This is a genomic window from Minwuia sp. (assembly GCF_048263705.1).
Classification (GTDB): domain Bacteria; phylum Pseudomonadota; class Alphaproteobacteria; order Minwuiales; family Minwuiaceae; genus Minwuia.
In genome coordinates, this window is the sequence record NZ_JBLXDV010000009.1 from 178,216 (window position 1) to 193,510 (window position 15,295).

14 protein-coding genes and 1 tRNA gene are annotated in these 15,295 nt (G+C 63.1%); 3 read left to right on the forward strand and 12 right to left on the reverse strand.

Annotation, left to right across the window (positions count from 1 at the left end):
* Positions 1-2: 2 nt before the first annotated feature.
* The 6 genes from ACN0X7_RS14260 to fabD form a co-directional block, all read right to left on the reverse strand.
* Positions 3-2,735: a PAS domain S-box protein gene (locus tag ACN0X7_RS14260; RefSeq protein WP_417518387.1), complete on the reverse strand. Its 2,733-nt coding sequence runs from the start codon at positions 2,733-2,735 to the stop codon at positions 3-5.
* Positions 2,736-2,809: 74 nt separating this feature from the next.
* Entirely contained in the window at positions 2,810-3,787 is a 978-nt protein-coding gene (mltG, locus tag ACN0X7_RS14265; protein WP_417518389.1) for an endolytic transglycosylase MltG, read from the reverse strand.
* A gap of 9 nt (positions 3,788-3,796) precedes the next feature.
* Positions 3,797-5,065 (reverse strand): beta-ketoacyl-ACP synthase II, encoded by a 1,269-nt coding sequence (gene fabF / locus ACN0X7_RS14270; protein ID WP_417518391.1) that lies wholly within the window; start codon positions 5,063-5,065, stop codon positions 3,797-3,799.
* 25 nt (positions 5,066-5,090) lie between these two features.
* On the reverse strand, positions 5,091-5,324 hold the full coding sequence (locus ACN0X7_RS14275; protein ID WP_417518393.1) for an acyl carrier protein: 234 nt from the start codon (positions 5,322-5,324) through the stop codon (positions 5,091-5,093).
* 203 nt (positions 5,325-5,527) lie between these two features.
* Positions 5,528-6,265: a 3-oxoacyl-[acyl-carrier-protein] reductase gene (gene fabG / locus ACN0X7_RS14280; protein ID WP_417518395.1), complete on the reverse strand. Its 738-nt coding sequence runs from the start codon at positions 6,263-6,265 to the stop codon at positions 5,528-5,530.
* A gap of 33 nt (positions 6,266-6,298) precedes the next feature.
* Positions 6,299-7,240 (reverse strand): ACP S-malonyltransferase, encoded by a 942-nt coding sequence (gene fabD, locus ACN0X7_RS14285; protein ID WP_417518397.1) that lies wholly within the window; start codon positions 7,238-7,240, stop codon positions 6,299-6,301.
* Positions 7,241-7,404: 164 nt separating this feature from the next.
* Between fabD and ACN0X7_RS14290 the strand changes: the two genes are divergently transcribed.
* The 3 genes from ACN0X7_RS14290 (at position 7,405) to ACN0X7_RS14300 (ending at position 11,683) form a co-directional block, all read left to right on the forward strand.
* Positions 7,405-7,480: transfer RNA gene (locus ACN0X7_RS14290), tRNA-Val, on the forward strand.
* Positions 7,481-8,080: 600 nt separating this feature from the next.
* Entirely contained in the window at positions 8,081-9,091 is a 1,011-nt protein-coding gene (locus tag ACN0X7_RS14295; RefSeq protein ID WP_417518399.1) for a fatty acid desaturase, read from the forward strand.
* Between the two features lie 282 nt (positions 9,092-9,373).
* The gene (locus tag ACN0X7_RS14300; RefSeq protein WP_417518401.1) at positions 9,374-11,683 is read left to right on the forward strand and encodes a xanthine dehydrogenase family protein molybdopterin-binding subunit; all 2,310 of its coding nucleotides are present in this window, start codon (positions 9,374-9,376) and stop codon (positions 11,681-11,683) included.
* 35 nt (positions 11,684-11,718) lie between these two features.
* Here ACN0X7_RS14300 and ACN0X7_RS14305 read toward each other — a convergent pair whose 3' ends face one another.
* The 6 genes from ACN0X7_RS14305 to ACN0X7_RS14330 all read right to left on the reverse strand — a co-directional run.
* On the reverse strand, positions 11,719-12,474 hold the full coding sequence (locus tag ACN0X7_RS14305) for a VOC family protein (RefSeq protein ID WP_417518403.1): 756 nt from the start codon (positions 12,472-12,474) through the stop codon (positions 11,719-11,721).
* 47 nt (positions 12,475-12,521) lie between these two features.
* Positions 12,522-13,004 (reverse strand): bacterioferritin, encoded by a 483-nt coding sequence (gene bfr / locus ACN0X7_RS14310; RefSeq protein WP_417518405.1) that lies wholly within the window; start codon positions 13,002-13,004, stop codon positions 12,522-12,524.
* Between the two features lie 150 nt (positions 13,005-13,154).
* A complete protein-coding gene (locus ACN0X7_RS14315) occupies positions 13,155-13,352 on the reverse strand; it encodes a (2Fe-2S)-binding protein (protein ID WP_417518407.1) in 198 nt (65 codons plus the stop codon).
* 143 nt (positions 13,353-13,495) lie between these two features.
* Positions 13,496-13,990: an MgtC/SapB family protein gene (locus tag ACN0X7_RS14320; RefSeq protein WP_417518409.1), complete on the reverse strand. Its 495-nt coding sequence runs from the start codon at positions 13,988-13,990 to the stop codon at positions 13,496-13,498.
* Positions 13,991-14,161: 171 nt separating this feature from the next.
* Positions 14,162-14,893 (reverse strand): sigma-70 family RNA polymerase sigma factor, encoded by a 732-nt coding sequence (locus tag ACN0X7_RS14325; protein ID WP_417518411.1) that lies wholly within the window; start codon positions 14,891-14,893, stop codon positions 14,162-14,164.
* A 167-nt stretch (positions 14,894-15,060) separates the two neighbouring features.
* Positions 15,061-15,295, reverse strand: a 235-nt coding sequence (locus ACN0X7_RS14330; protein WP_417518413.1) for a hypothetical protein, incomplete at its 5' end; no start/stop codon positions are given.

The window sequence follows — 15,295 nt, forward strand, 5'->3', positions numbered from 1 at the left end:
GATCAAGCGGCGACCGGCAGACGCAAGGTCACCGTGGTGCCTTTGCCCAACTCACTCTTCACCGAGACCGCCCCACCATGCAGTTCGATCAGCGCCCGGACGATCGACAGGCCGAGACCCGTGCCCGTCTGATCGGCGACGAACTCGTTCTGCACCTGGCCGAACGGTTCGAAAAGCTTGCCCAGATCCTCTTCATCGATCCCGACGCCGCCATCGGCGACGCTGATCACGATCCAGTCACGCTCCGCTTTTCCGCTGACGGCAATCCAGCCGCCCTGGTGATTGAACTTCGTCGCGTTCGACATCAGGTTCAGCAGCATCTGCTTCAGACTGCGACGGTCGGCGCGAACGGTGCTGCAGTCGTCGTCGATCGAGACGTCGATGCGGAGATCCTTCCGTTCGGCCATCGGCCGCACGATATCCACGCATTCCCCGGCGATCCCGGAAAGATCGCAGTCCCGGATATCCAGTTCCGCCGCACCTGCCTCGATCTTCGACAGATCCAGCAGGTCATTGATCAGTTCCAGCAAATGATGACCGCTCTGTCCGATGTCCTGCGCATAGGATGCATACCGGTGATCGCCGACCGGGCCGAACAGTTCACGATGGATCAGTTCGGAAAACCCGATGATGGCGTTCAGCGGCGTGCGCAGTTCGTGACTCATCTTCGCCAGGAACTGTGACTTGGCCTGATTGGCGCGTTCCGCCTCATCCATGGCGCGCAGCAGTTCCTGTTCCGAACGGCGCTGCTCGGTGATATCCCGCACCGTGCCCTCGAAATACAGGGGTTCGCCATCCGCATCGCGCACCAGATGGGCGTTCTCGGAAATCCAGATGCGCTCGCGCGTCTTGTAGCGGTAAACCTCCGACACGAAGTCCGTGACCTGACCGTCCTTCATCATCAGCCGGACGAACTCGTCGCGCCGCCCTTGATCGACGTACCATGTCGTCGCGATGTCATGGACCGCCGTCAGCAGTTCCTCCTCGGTCTCATAGCCGTTCAGCCGCACCAGGGCGGGATTGGCGCGCAACTGCCGCCCGTCCATGGAGGACCGATAGATCCCCTCGGTGGCGTGCTCGAAGATCGCGCGATAGTCGCTTTCGGCAAGGTTGAGGGCTTCGGTCGCGCGCTTGCGCTCGTCAATATCGGCGACCGTGGCCAGGATGGCCGGGCGGCCTTCCCATTCGATCTGCGAAACGAAAATCTCAACCCAGATTTCAACGCCATCCTTGCGCAGGAAGAGGATTTCATAATGGTTCGGCTCGTCCTCGCCGGCGAGCCGTCGCGCCTTCCTGTCCACAGACTTCCAGCGCTCTCTTTCCGGGATGAAATTGAGAACGTTGCCGCTGCTGATCAGTTCGTCGCGGTCGCCGTACCCGAGCAACCGCGCCAGCGCATTGTTGGCGTAGAGCAGTTCGAAATCGGCATGCACATAGAACCCCTGCACGGATCCTTCGGCGATATTGCGGAACTTGGATTCGCTGTCGCGCAGGCGGGCTTCGGTTTCCGCGCGCTGATGGGCTTCCGCGCGCAGTTCCTCCATGGCCGTGACCAGCGATTCGGTCCGTTCGGCGACCCGCAGTTCCAGTCCCGACCGGGCTTCCAGCAGTGCCGTCTGCTGTTCCTTCAGGTCGGTGATGTCGGTGAATGCGAACAGGATGCCGCCATTGGCCGTGGCGGTCTCGCGAATCTGGTACCAGCGGTCGCCGACCCGCCGCTCCACCCGCTCGGTTGCCGGCCGGCTGACGGCCAGACGCGCACGGACCCAGCCGTCCGGGTCATCCCGCGCTTCGTCGACAAGTCCGGATTCGGCCGCCGCCCGCAGGAGTTCCTCGAACCTCATCCCCTGACGCAACTTCAGGGCGGGATGCCTGAAAATGGCCCGGAACGCATCGTTCCAGAGCATCATCCGGTCATCGGCATCGAACATCACGATTCCCTGGCTCAAGGCCTGGACCGCATCCTTGAGATCTGTTTCCGCCTGCATGGCACGCCGGTCGGCGAGCGCCGTGGCGGTCTCATCGACCCCCGTGCCCATATAGCCGAGAAAGCGCCCCTGATCGTCGAACTGCGGGACACCGCTGATCCGGGATTGCTGCAGCCTGCCGTCGGGACCGACATGCTGATAGCGATAGTCGTGAAACGGGCGATGACTGTTCAGATGCTCACGGTGGGCCCGCCAGACCGGATCCTTGTCCGGGTCCGCGCCAATGGCTTCCCATCGGGTCTTGCCTTCGAAGAATGACAGTTCGCCGGTAAACCGGCTGTGCACCTGCGGCGGTCCGACGAACCGGTGATCCGCATCGGTTTCCCAGATCCAGTCGGCGGTCGCCAGCGCCACATCGCGAAAGGCGACCGCGTGCGCGGCCTCTCGCAGCTCCGCCTCCTTGGCGCTGGTGATATCGCGAACGATCACCAGGATGCCGTTCCCGGCGACAGGCAACCGGAGAAGGTTCAGCCACCGCCCGTCGGGAAGATGCCGCTCGACGGATCCGTCGAACAGCTTGTGCTCGCGCATCAGCCGCTCGTTCCACTGCTCCCGGGTCTCCAGCGCGGCACCGCCGACGCCATGGCTCCAGAACAGCTTCACCACATCGAAGCGATCCATGCCGACCTGCAGCCGGTCTCCGACGTCCGGCCAGATGGCCTGATATGTGCGATTGAAGGCCGTCAGACGATCATTGTGATCGAAAACGGCAACGCCCTGACCCAGTGCGTCAAGCGCATCAAGCATCGACTGATCAACTGACTCTACTAGTCCCGGCTCATCACTCATGAGGGCAGACCGTCCTCCGGCTGCACACCTGTCTACTTCGCGTCTTTCTGCAACTTTCGCCAGCGTCTCACGTTCCTGTTGTGCTCGGCCAGCGTTTCGGCGAACGCATGACCTCCCGATCCGTCGGCAACAAAATAGAGATCATTGGTTTTCGCGGGGTTAAGAACCGCGGCAATCGCCGCGCGTCCCGGATTGGCGATCGGTTGAGGCGGCAGCCCCGTCACACGATAGGTGTTGAACGGCGAGTCGATGGCCAGATCCGCCTTGCTGATCGGCCGGCCCAGATCGGACTGGCCGCCCGTCACGGCATAGATCACCGTGGGATCCGACTGCAGGCGCATCCCCTTGCGCAGCCGGTTCACGAACACGCCTGCGACACGGGCACGCTCTGACGGCACACCGGTCTCCTTTTCCACAATCGAAGCCAGGATGATGGCCTCTTCCATCGTCTTTACCGGGATCGAACGGTCACGCCCGGGCCAGAGTTCCTTCACGGTGGCGCGCATGGCCTGCCGCATGCGCCGCACCAGTTCCCAGCGCTTGTCGCCCTGGCTGTAGTGATAGGTCTCGGGCAGCAGTTCCCCTTCGCCGACCTGCTGGACCTCGCCCTCCAGCGCCGGTGCCGCGGTGATCAGATCCAGGATCTGCCGCGTGGTGCGGCCTTCGGGGATCGTCAGCCTGCGGACGACGGTCTTGCCGGAGACGATGTGCGCGATGGCCTGCTGCATGGACATGCCGGGTTCGAACCTGAACTCTCCCGCCTTCAGCCTTGCGCCGTCGCCGGTCAGCCTCAACGCCCCCAGGAACACAATCCGGTTCTCGATGACATCCGCTGCGATCAGGCGGCTGGCAATGGAGCGGGGACCTTCGCCGGGTTCGATCGTGACGATCGTCTGGCTCTGCAGCGGCCCGGCGGATTCATAGATGTCGATCGCGCGATAGGCGGCGTAGGCCGCCACGCCGGCGAACACCAGCGTGACGAGCAGCAGAAGGCGAAAGACCGCCTTCACCGCCCTGCCTCAGGAAACCCGGCGGAAGATCAGACTGGCATTGGTGCCGCCGAAGCCGAAGGAATTCGAAAGCGCGATATCGATCTTCCGTTCCTTGGCCTCCAGTGGCGCGAGATCCAGTCCCGCGGCCCCTTCATCCGGTTCCACCAGATTGAGCGTCGGCGGCACGATCTGATCGCGCATCGCCAGCAGGCAGAAGATAGCTTCGACACTGCCCGCCGCGCCCAGAAGATGGCCGATCGACGATTTGGTCGATGACATGGTGGCCGCAATATCGCCATCCCCCATCAGGCGGCGGATGGCACGCAGTTCGATCTCATCGCCGCGCGGCGTCGACGTGCCGTGCGCGTTGATGTAGTCGATCTCTCCGGCGTCAATGCCGGCACGCTTCACCGCAGCCTGCATGCACCGGAACGCACCGGACCCGTCCTCGGACGGCGCGGTGATGTGATAGGCATCCCCGGACATGCCGTATCCCACGACTTCGCCGTAGATGCGGGCGCCGCGCGCCTTCGCATGTTCGTATTCTTCCAGAACGACGATGCCCGCGCCCTCGCCCATGACGAAGCCGTCGCGGCCCTTGTCCCAGGGGCGGCTCGCCTGCTCGGGATTGTCCTTGTAGCCGGTCGACAGCGCCTTGGCCGCGGCAAACCCGGCAAAGCCGAGGCGGCCCATCGCGGCTTCGGCACCCCCGGCCACCATGACGTCGGCGTCGTCCAGCGCGATGATCCGGGCGGCGTCGCCGATGGCGTGCGCGCCGGTCGAGCAGGCCGTGACGACGGCATGGTTCGGCCCCTTGAAGCCGTTCTCGATCGAGATGTGGCCCGAGAGCAGATTGATCAGCCGTCCGGGAATGAAGAACGGAGACAGCCGGCGCGGTCCCCGGCTTTCCAGCGTCAGCGCGCCCTCGGCAATGCCGGAAAGCCCGCCGATACCGGACCCGACCAGCACGCCGGTCCGGAACTGCTTCTCTTCGGTATCGGCCGCATACCCGGAATCGGCGAGGGCCTGCTTGGCCGCCGCCAGCCCGTAGACGATGAACTGGTCGATGCGCCGCTGTTCCTTGGGTTCCACCCAGTCGTCCGCGTCGAAGCCGTCAGGCCGGTCATCGGACTTGGGCTTGACCTCGCAGCCATAGTTCGTCGCCAGATCCTCTGTCTCGAACTTGGCAATGGTGGCGGCCCCGGACTCGCCCTTCAGCAGGCGAGACCAGGTCTCATCCACACCACAGGCCAGAGGCGTAACCGCCCCGAGCCCGGTCACTACGACGCGACGCATTTCCAATTCAGTCCGCTCCGGTCAATCAGGAATTGGCCGAAATGTAGTCGATCGCATCCTTGACGGTCTGGATCTTCTCGGCGGCGTCATCGGGGATTTCGATCCCGAATTCTTCCTCGAACGCCATGACCAGTTCGACCGTGTCCAGGCTGTCAGCGCCCAGATCGTCGATGAAATGGGCCTGTTCCTTCACCTTGTCTTCCTCGACGCCCAGATGTTCGACGACAATCTTCTTCACGCGATCTGCAGTGTCACTCATGTTCCGTTCCCTTCGGTTCAAGTTGGTATTCGACAGGTCTCACCCTGCTGCGCACTCGGACACCGGCACGCCGATGTCCGCAAATCTGTGTCCGTCCGAGCCCCGGGAATCGGTCCCCGACCGCGAAATCCGGCGGTGATTAACACACTTTCCAGAACAGGGAAAGTACGCGGGAACCGCGGATTTTTCCGGGCCTGACCGCATCATATCATCGCCATGCCACCGTTGATGTGCAGCGTCTGGCCGGTCACATAGGAGGCCTCGTCCGATGCCAGATACAGCACGCCCGCGGCGATGTCGGTACCTTCGCCCATCCGGCCCGCGGGGATGGATTCATTCAGTTTCGCCTTCTGATCGTCCGGCAGTCCGTCGGTCATCGCGGTGGCGATGAACCCCGGAGCCAGGCAGTTGACAGTGATGCCGCGGCTCGCCACCTCGCTGGCCAGCGATTTCGTCCAGCCGACGGTTCCCGCCTTGGCGGCGGCATAGTTGGCCTGTCCCGGATTGCCGGTCGTGCCGACAATCGACGTGATGGAGATGATGCGGCCATGGCGGCGCTTCATCATGCCGCGCAGCAGGGCCTTGGCCAGCTGGAACCCGGCGTTGAGATTGACCGAGATCACGGCGTCCCAGTCCTCCTCCTTCAGGCGCATCGCCAGATTGTCCCGCGTGATGCCCGCATTGTTGACCAGGATATCGACCTGCCCCATCGCCGCCTCGGCCGCTTTCGCAAGCTCCGCGGGCGCACCTGCTTCACCCAGGTTGGCCGGCAGGACATGCGTGCGCTCGCCCAGCGCGTCCGCAACTTCCTGCAGCACGGCCTCGCGCGTACCGTGCAGTCCGACGGTCGCGCCCGCCCCGTGCAGCATCTCGGCAATGGCGCGGCCGATGCCACCCGAAGCGCCCGTCACCAGCGCCGTCTTGCCTGTCAGATCGAACATCGCGAACCTCGTCTTCCTGTGTGGGTCATGGGCCTAGAGCGCGCCCAGCAGCGCTTCGATATCCTCAGGCGTGTTGACCGCCGTCGCCTGGACATCGCGATCGATCCTGCGGGTCATGGTGGCCAGCACCTTGCCCGCGCCGATCTCGTTCAGCGTGTCGATACCGTTTTCCTTCATGAAGAGTACCGATTCACGCCAGCGCACCATCGCGGTCACCTGCATCACCAGCAATTCCCGGATACGGTCGGGATCGGACACTGCACCGGCGGTCACATTGGCAACCAGCGGCACGACGGGCGGGACGATCGTCACGTTCGCCAGCGCCTCCCGCATCTCGTCTGCGGCAGGCTGCATCATGGCGCAATGGAAGGGCGCCGACACATTCAGCCGCATCGCCTTCTTGGATCCCCGCTCCTTCGCGATCTCCACCGCACGGTCGATGGCCGCCGATGCGCCGGAAATCACCACCTGTCCGGTCGCATTGTCGTTCGCCGCTGCGCAAACATCCCCCTGTGCAGCCTCCTCGGCGACCGCGGCGGCATCTTCCAGACTCAGCCCCAGCAGGGCAGCCATCGCACCTTCGCCGACCGGCACCGCGCGCTGCATGGCCCGACCGCGCAGTTTCAGCAGCTTCGCCGTATCGGCCAGCGCGATCGATCCGGCGGCGGCGAGCGCGGAATATTCGCCCAGCGAATGGCCGGCGACAAACCTGACCGATCGGGCGAGGTCGAGATCGCCTTCGGTCTGCAGCACCCGCATGATGGCCATGGAAACCGCCATCAGGGCCGGCTGCGCATTCTCGGTGAGGACCAGATCGGCTTCGGGTCCCTGCTGCATCAGATGAAACAGCTTCTGACCCAGCGCATCGTCGACTTCCTCGAAGACCTCACGCGCGGGCGCGAACGCCTCGGCCAGGGCACCCCCCATGCCGATCGCCTGTGAACCCTGCCCCGGAAATACGAAGGCTCTCGCCATGTTCCACCCCGTTGTCGCTGCACTCACGCGCCCGATCTTGCCGCCGGGCCTGATTTCATCTGCCTGTCACATAAGACGCCCACCGTGAATCACGCAACCTCTATTCGCGGAACGCTTGACACTCCGACCCGGGCGGACCTATATCCCGCGCCATCCGACAGGTGGGGCGATTAGCTCAGTTGGTAGAGCACAGTGTTCACATCGCTGGGGTCACTGGTTCGAATCCAGTATCGCCCACCAACCTCCTCAAAGGCCTGGACCAGGGCATACACAGTTCCCGCCGGGACATGTGTACCGCCTTGCGTGCGATGTTGTCGTGATGCGCATACTCGATCGGCCAGCGCCTGCGCGAACCCGACTATCCCGGCGATCTCGCGGAACTGCCCTTGAGGACGCGCCCTGAGGGCAGGCCTTCATCACCGATGAAAACCGGCCTTAAGCTTCTATAATACAAGAATTTATTTTATCTTTATTTCATAGTGAAGCTTCTTATTCAGCATATTGAATAATTGTAAAGTCAAATATCAGATACTATGTAACATCTATCAGCATATTTCTGCCTGATTTACCCCGAAAGGGTCATCATGTCTTTCAAGAGTTTTTCAACGTCCCACGGTCCTGCGAGCCAAGACAAGGAAGAAGAAAAGAAAAAGGCCAACCCGTCAGCCGACGCACCCACTGCAAAATCCGATTCGAAACAGGACAAGCCCAAGTCGTAGAAACCGGGACAGTGTTCGTCGGGCGGGACTGCCACAACAAGGTGCTGCTCCCCGTCGTCGTCCGGGACCCCGGAGGCGTTTGACCTCCGGGGTGACCAGATTCCTGAGCGAGAGGAAAAAGATGGGCGAACAGGAGAATCTCCGACAGAGCGCAAGACCCTTTCAATCACCCGTATTGCGCAAGGGTCTGGCGCAGATGGCCACCTCGTTCGGCGGCTTCTTCGCCACCTGTGCTGCCATGTATGTCCTCAGCGGAGTGTCCTACTGGCTCGTGCTGATGCTCGCGCCACTGGCGGCTGGCTTTCTGGTTCGAATCTTCATCATTCAGCACGACTGCGGCCATGCGTCGTTCTTTGAGGGGCGGCGTGCGAATGCCATTCTCGGGTTCGCCTGCAGCCTGCTGACGCTGACGCCCTATGCCTCCTGGCGTCGCCAGCACGCCGGTCACCATGGAATCTGGAACGATCTCGACCGCCGTCAGAGCGGTGCCGATATCTACTCGTCCTGTCTGACTGTCGCCGAGTATCGCGCATTGAGCCGATGGAGACGCTGCTGGTATCGCACGACCCGGCACCCGGTCGTGTTCAACGTCCTGCTGCCGCCGCTGGTCTTTGTGGGCCTGTTCAGGGTTCCCTTTGACACACCGCCATCCTGGCGGCAGGAGCGGCGCGCTGTTCACATCACCAATGTCGCACTGATCGCCATGTTCGGCGGGCTGGGGCTGCTGCTCGGTTTCGGCGAAGTCGCAACGGTCCAGCTCCCGGTCACGGTGTCGGCTTCGATCATCGGGGCATGGCTGTTCTCGGTGCAGCATCGTGGAGAGACCACCATCTGGGCGCGCCGGAACGACTGGGATGCCGTGACGGCCTCGCTGCGGAGTTCGACCTACCTGCGCCTGCCCCGAGTCCTGCAATGGTTCACCGGCAATATCGGTTACCATCATGTGCATCACCTGAATCCCCGTATTCCGAACTACAGGCTTCAGGAATGCCATCAGGCGCTGCCGGCCCTCCGCGCGGTACCGACCCTGTCCTTTCTGGATGGGCTGCGCGCCGTGCGCCTGATGCTCTGGGATGAGGAACGCAACCGGATGGTCTCCATTCGCGAAGCCGGACGTCGCGGAACCCGGTGATGAGGCCGGTTCTCTGAATCGCCGCCGGAAGTCAGGGCAGACAGGCAGAGGACACCTGCCAGCGACAATCCGGTCTTGATTCCGCTCCATACCGCTCCTGGATCCCGGGCTTCATATCCGCCGATGTCGCCGAAAAAACCGCCGTTCTTTCGCGCGACGAAAGGTCCGACGCGTCGCATGCGTACAGGATCGGGCATCTGCCATACATCGACGGCAGACATGTTCATACTATGATGGATATCGAGCCCGCAAAGCGGGCGCAGGGGGAGAACGGGTACCGCCATGCCGGACGACATCACGCACCGTATCGAGGACACGCGCTTTCTGACGGGGCGCGGCCAGTACACCGCCGATCACAATCACGCGGGACAGTTGCACGCCACTTTCGTGCGGTCTCCGCATGCCCATGCGGACATTCTGGGGATCGACGTGACCGCCGCTGAAACGGCGCCTGGCGTAAGGGGCGTCTGGACAGGCCGGGATATGGTCGAAGCAGGACTTGGCACGCTGCCCTGCGGGTCGCAGTTCGAGGCCGTCACGCCCCTGATCGTGCCGCCGCGCCACATCCTGGCGCAGCACCGCGTACGGCATGTGGGCGAGCCGGTGGCGTTCGTGGTCGCCGAAACGGCGGCGGCCGCCGCCGAGGCTGCGGAACGCGTCGAGGTCGACTACGGCATGCTGCCCGCCACGGTCGATGCGGTGGCGGCGCTTGAAGCCGATGCCAGCGAAATCTGGGCAGAAGCCCCGGGCAACCTCGCCTTCACCTTCCGGAAGGGCGATCGAGACGGTACGGCGGGCGCACTCGACGCCGCCGCGCATGTGGTGGAACTTTCCATGCTGAACAACCGCATCAGCGCCATGCCGATGGAACCCCGCGCGGCCATCGCCAGTGTGGATTCCGGGACGGGCAGGCTGCTTCTGGAACTGACCGGCCAGGGCGTGCACGGCATCCGCAGGACGCTGGCTTCGGTGCTCAACCTGTCGGAGGCCGATCTGGACGTGTTCGCCGAAGATGTGGGCGGCGGCTTCGGCCTGAAGAACTTCACCTATCCGGAATGGGCCCTGATGGTATGGGCGACACGAAAGCTCGGCCGTTCCATCAAGTGGGTGTCGAACCCGAACGAGGACCTTCAGGGCACGGTTCACGGTCGTGCCATGCATTGCTCGGGCCGCCTGGGACTGGATCGGAACGGGCGTTTTCTGGCGCTGGAAGTCGATATCGTCGCCGATCTGGGTGCCTATGCCTCGCCCGCCGGGCCGAACGCGTCGACCAATGCCGCCTCGACGGCCATGGGCGGCATCTACGACATTCCGCAGATCTTCATGGAAAGCCGGGGTGCCTTCACCAACAAGGTGCCGGTGGACGCCTATCGCGGTGCCGGGAAACCGGAAGCCAACTACATCGTCGAACGGCTGATCGACGCGGCGGCACGTCGATGCGGCTTTGATCCCGTGGACCTGCGGCGCATCAATACGGTGAGCAGCTTTCCCCATCGCAAGGCGCTGGGCGCAGTCCTCGACAGCGGCAACTACCGCACCAACATCGACACGGCGGAGCAGCTGGCCGACCGGCCCGGCCTGGAAGACCGCCGCGCCGCCTCGAAGGCAAGGGGAAAGCTGCGCGGACTGGGGGTCTCATGCTTCCTGGAAAGCGCCCGGGGCGCGCCTCAGGAAGAGGTGCAGATCCGGTTCGCCGAGGACGGCCGCATCGAACTGATCACCGGCACGGAATCCAACGGACAGGGGCACGAAACCGCCTTTCCGCAGATGGCGGCGAAGCGGCTGGGATTGCCCTTCGAGCGTTTCATCTACCGCCAGGCGGATACCCGCATCACGCGGACGGGCTTCGGTCACGGCGGTGCCCGCTCGATGCATATGGGCGCGGGCACGCTGGCGCTGGCGATCGACGAGATGCTGGACACGGCGCGGGGCGTGGCGGCGCGGCTGCTGCAGGCGGAACCTGCCGATGTTTCGTACGACGCCGGCCGGTTCACGGCGGGCATGGACGCCGCCGTCAGCCTGGAAGAGGTGGCGAAGGCGGCCCGGCAGCCCGAGTTTGCCTGCGATGGCGCAACCGACGGTCTGGACACGACCGTCTTCCGCGAGAACGCGCCGTTCACATTCCCGGGCGGCTGTCACATGGCCGAGGTCGAGATCGATCCCGATACGGGGATGCTGGAAATCGTCCGCTATGTCGCTGTCGATGACTACGGGCATCTGGTGAATCCCGTCCTGGCCGAAGGTCAGGTGCATGGCGGACTGGCGCAGGGGCTGGGGCAGGCGCTGGGCGAGAACATCGCCTACGATCCGGACTCCGGACAGCTGCTTTCCGGCTCGCTGATGGACTACTGGCTGCCCCGGGCTTCGGACCTGCCGGCCTTCGAGGTCGTGCTGGACGGCCAGCCCACCGCGGCAAACCCGCTGGGCGTGAAGGGCTGCGGTCAGGCGGGCTGCATCTCGGCCCCGCCAACCGTGATCAATGCCATCCTGGATGCCCTGGCCCCGCTGGGCGTCGATCATCTGGAGATGCCGGCAACATCCGAAGCCATCTGGCGCGTGATCGCTGATGCGAAAGCGGCGACGGCGGACTGAGCCACCGGGCGGCCACTGGGCGGCCACTGGGCGCTTCACCCTCGGGTGAGCGTCAGGCCGAACAGGGTTGCGTCGTCGAAAGCGTCCGCGGAATCGATCTCGATCCTCATGACCGGCGCAGCTTCATTGTGGGGCTCCGACGATTCAAGCCTGAGCGCCACGGACCCCGGACGCAGCACGAAGCCCGCCGCGTCCCGGGCAAGCGCGGTATTCCAGGCCTTGCCGATCGCTGCGGCTGTCGCAGCGGCATCGGGCCGGCGCATGCGGATGCCGGTGATCCGCCGCGCACCGTTGGCGTGGGTCGTCAGATCGGGCCGGACATACAGCTCGCGCGTGTGATACTGGCAGAGGTTCCAGTAGGGATCGTGGTGTTCGGGCTCGGGGATGCAGACACCGAAGGCCGGATGCACGATGTCGTCATCCGCCAGCCGCCACTCGCGACGCACCTGAAAGGGATCGATGCAGGTCACGCCCCGTCCGCGCAGGTTCTCGGCTGCCGCATCGACATCATCGGTCGCCAGCACCAGGGACACAGGACCTTCCCGTTCCCCCAGGATGGCCTTCATGAAGGGCGGGACCGTATCCGGTTTCTCGATCGCCATCAGTTCGATGAAGTTCGCGCAGCGGTCGTTGTCGGGCTGGAACAGGACGCACCGGTTCGACAGGCCCAGCGCCGTCAGGTCGCTTTTCGGGGTGACGTGAAATCCGAGCGCCTCGAAACGCCGGCCCGCAGCTTCGGAATCATGCACATGCACCATGACATGGTCGATATCGAGAATATCCCCGGTCATGCGATCACGGCTTCCCCTGAGGCGGTGTCATGTGATGGAGGCCCGGCCTAGCTGGCCGAACCTTCTGCGGTCTGGGACTGCTGGTAGTTGGCGATGCCGACCTTCTCGATCAGGCCGAGCTGGGTTTCCAGCCAGTCGATGTGCTCTTCCTCGGACTCCAGAATGCTCTCGAACAGCTCGCGCGAGACGTAGTCGCCGGCGGCTTCGGCGGCGGCGATCGCTTCCTTCAGATCGGGATGCGCCTGCATCTCCATCGCCAGATCGCACTCCAGAATCTCCTTCGTGTCCTGGCCGATGCGCAGCTTGCCCAGGTCCTGCAGGTTCGGCAGCCCCTCCAGAAACAGGATGCGCTCGATCAGCTGATCGGCATGTTTCATCTCGTCGATGGATTCGTGATATTCGTGCTCGCTCAGCCGCTTTAGCCCCCAGTCCTTCAGCATCCGGCTGTGCAGGAAGTACTGGTTGATGGCGGTCAGCTCATTGAACAGGATCCTGTTCAGATGCGCGATGATATCCGGATTGCCCTTCATGCGACACACGCTCCCTTTTATCTGACATCCGGCATGATCCACGTCGACCAGGCCGGGCCGGACCTCCTCTAGCCGATTTCGGGCCCGCGACAGAAGGCACAATCTGTCGAGCTGCGAGAAAACGCATCAGTTGCAGCGTGGCGAACACGCCTATTCCGCGGCCACCGACATGGCACCGGGATCTCCGTTCACGCGCGCGTCCATCATGTCGACGATGGTGGGAATACAGCGGCCGCAGCGGACCTGGCAGCCCAGATGCGGGTGCACTTCGCTGGCGTCCCTGACCCCGCCATCGATCGATGCGGCGACCTGATCATCCGACAGCGCATTGCAGATGCATACATACATGGACCCGTTCCTCCACAACCCATTCTCATGAGAATGCGAATGAGTGTCAATTGCTATAATTGACATATGGGGAGCGCTTTCGAAAGTGCAATTGCGAGTCGTTATCAAACTTGCGGACAGGGACAATTCCATGCCCGGCAGGGTCATTTTTCCTCGTCGTCCGTCTCGCCGTTGATCGGCACCTGCAGCCAGCCGCCGACAACAAGGATGATGCCGATCGCGACGAAACCGAAGAGGGCGAAGAGATAGAGGCCGAACCCGAGCGCCAGGCCGATTCCGCCGCAGGCCCAGATGCTGGCCCCGGTTGCGGCACCGATGACCTGCTTGCCCTTCCCGTGCAGGATCGCGCCCGCCCCCAGGAAGCCAATGCCGGTCAGGACGCCCGAGATGATCTTCGCAAGGTCCAGACCCGTCCCGTCTCTCGCACTCGCCTGTGCCGCGGAAAGCTCCACGCCGACCATGGCCATCAGGCACGTCGTGGTGGAGACGATCATGAACGCGCGGAAGCCGACGGGCTTGTTCTTCGTATCCCGGTCGAGACCGAGCATCAGCCCGAAAAGCATGGCCAGCACCAGCCGCAGGATCGCTTCCTCCCAGGGCACGACGTTCAGGTTCAGAAATGCCTCAAGCTGTGCCATGCCGCTCCCTTCGTCTTCGGTTGCCCTATCCATACCTGACGATAGCATCCGATCGAAGTGCGGATGTGTGTGAGAACCGGTTTCCCGCGAGGGTCGGCAAGAGCTCCTCACTCCTAGGTCGGGAGTCTGGATCCTGGGCCATGGCGGTCATCGTCTTCGAGGGCGGCTTTCTCAAGCGGTGGAGTCCGTCGACAGCCACGCCGTGATCTTGTGCCGGGCACGCGAGGTGCGCGACTTGATGGTTCCGACCTCGACCTGCAGGGCCTCGGCGGCTTCCTCGTAACTCAGCCCCTCGACGCCGACCATATAGAGCGTCACCCGCTCCTGTTCCGGCAGCCTGGCAAAAGCGCGGGCGAAATCCCGCATCTCGCAGTGTGCAGCCTGATCCCCCTTGGTCGGCACGAGGTGTTCGAGGTCCGCGATATCGCTGTGCGGGCCGCGTCTGGACGACCGCCTGAGATCGGAGCGGAACCGGTTCTGCAGGATGGTGAACAGCCAGGCGTCCTGGTTGGTGCCGTCCTGAAACTGATGATGTTTCAGCAGCGCCTTTTCCATGGTGTCCTGCACCAGATCGTCCGCCGTTGCCGACGACCGCGTCAGACTGCGCGCGAAACGCCGCAATTTCGGCATCGCCCGTTCAAGCCCCTCCACGAACGCCCTGTCGGGGCACGGGTGGCGTGCTTCTCCGGAACCTTCCACAGAGATCAAATTCCCGGTGGCCTGTGCTCCTTGCGACAGGTCACCGTCGATGCCCTCTGAGCGCCGTTTGGCTCGATTGTCCGTGACCGTATGAAGCGCGCCGGACGCTTGCTGCGCCGCTGCACCCTCGCAGAAATCGGACAGAGACTGTGAGCCTTCACCAAAAAGAAAAGACATTGCCACTCCCCGCACTTGTCTGGTCATTGAAATATCGCTCAAGCAATATTCCTGACCTGATCGCGTTTATTGTCGTTAAAGCCTGAGCTCACACCATCACATAGGTTAATGGCTACCCAGCGCTAAATCGGGGGATGGAAACTGCGGGAAAAATTCAAAAAAAGAAGTTCAGTCGCGTCCGCACAAACCCGCCGTTATTTGACTGTTTGAAAAGAAAGGGAAGTCAAACCTGCATTTTCTGCAGGGCTGCCCCGACAAAAAAGACAACCCTCGGACGCAGGTCCGAGGGCTGTCTGGCAGTCAGGGGTCGTCGGGCCGCCAGAATGGCTGACTGCGGCCTCGCCGTTCGGCACTAGGGCGAAAACAGTCTGAATGGAACCATTCAGACTGTTTTCAAGAATGGCAACTACCTGTGCGAGTTGCGTTATT

Coding starts and splice junctions, on each gene's coding strand:
- ACN0X7_RS14260 (WP_417518387.1), bottom strand. CDS start 2,735: ATGCTTGATGCGCTTGACGCACTGGGTCAGGGCGTTGCCGTTTTCGAT.
- fabF (WP_417518391.1), bottom strand. CDS start 5,065: ATGCGTCGCGTCGTAGTGACCGGGCTCGGGGCGGTTACGCCTCTGGCC.
- ACN0X7_RS14275 (WP_417518393.1), bottom strand. CDS start 5,324: ATGAGTGACACTGCAGATCGCGTGAAGAAGATTGTCGTCGAACATCTG.
- fabG (WP_417518395.1), bottom strand. CDS start 6,265: ATGTTCGATCTGACAGGCAAGACGGCGCTGGTGACGGGCGCTTCGGGT.
- fabD (WP_417518397.1), bottom strand. CDS start 7,240: ATGGCGAGAGCCTTCGTATTTCCGGGGCAGGGTTCACAGGCGATCGGC.
- ACN0X7_RS14295 (WP_417518399.1), top strand. CDS start 8,081: ATGGGCGAACAGGAGAATCTCCGACAGAGCGCAAGACCCTTTCAATCA.
- ACN0X7_RS14300 (WP_417518401.1), top strand. CDS start 9,374: ATGCCGGACGACATCACGCACCGTATCGAGGACACGCGCTTTCTGACG.
- ACN0X7_RS14305 (WP_417518403.1), bottom strand. CDS start 12,474: ATGACCGGGGATATTCTCGATATCGACCATGTCATGGTGCATGTGCAT.
- bfr (WP_417518405.1), bottom strand. CDS start 13,004: ATGAAGGGCAATCCGGATATCATCGCGCATCTGAACAGGATCCTGTTC.
- ACN0X7_RS14315 (WP_417518407.1), bottom strand. CDS start 13,352: ATGTATGTATGCATCTGCAATGCGCTGTCGGATGATCAGGTCGCCGCA.
- ACN0X7_RS14320 (WP_417518409.1), bottom strand. CDS start 13,990: ATGGCACAGCTTGAGGCATTTCTGAACCTGAACGTCGTGCCCTGGGAG.
- ACN0X7_RS14325 (WP_417518411.1), bottom strand. CDS start 14,893: ATGACCAGACAAGTGCGGGGAGTGGCAATGTCTTTTCTTTTTGGTGAA.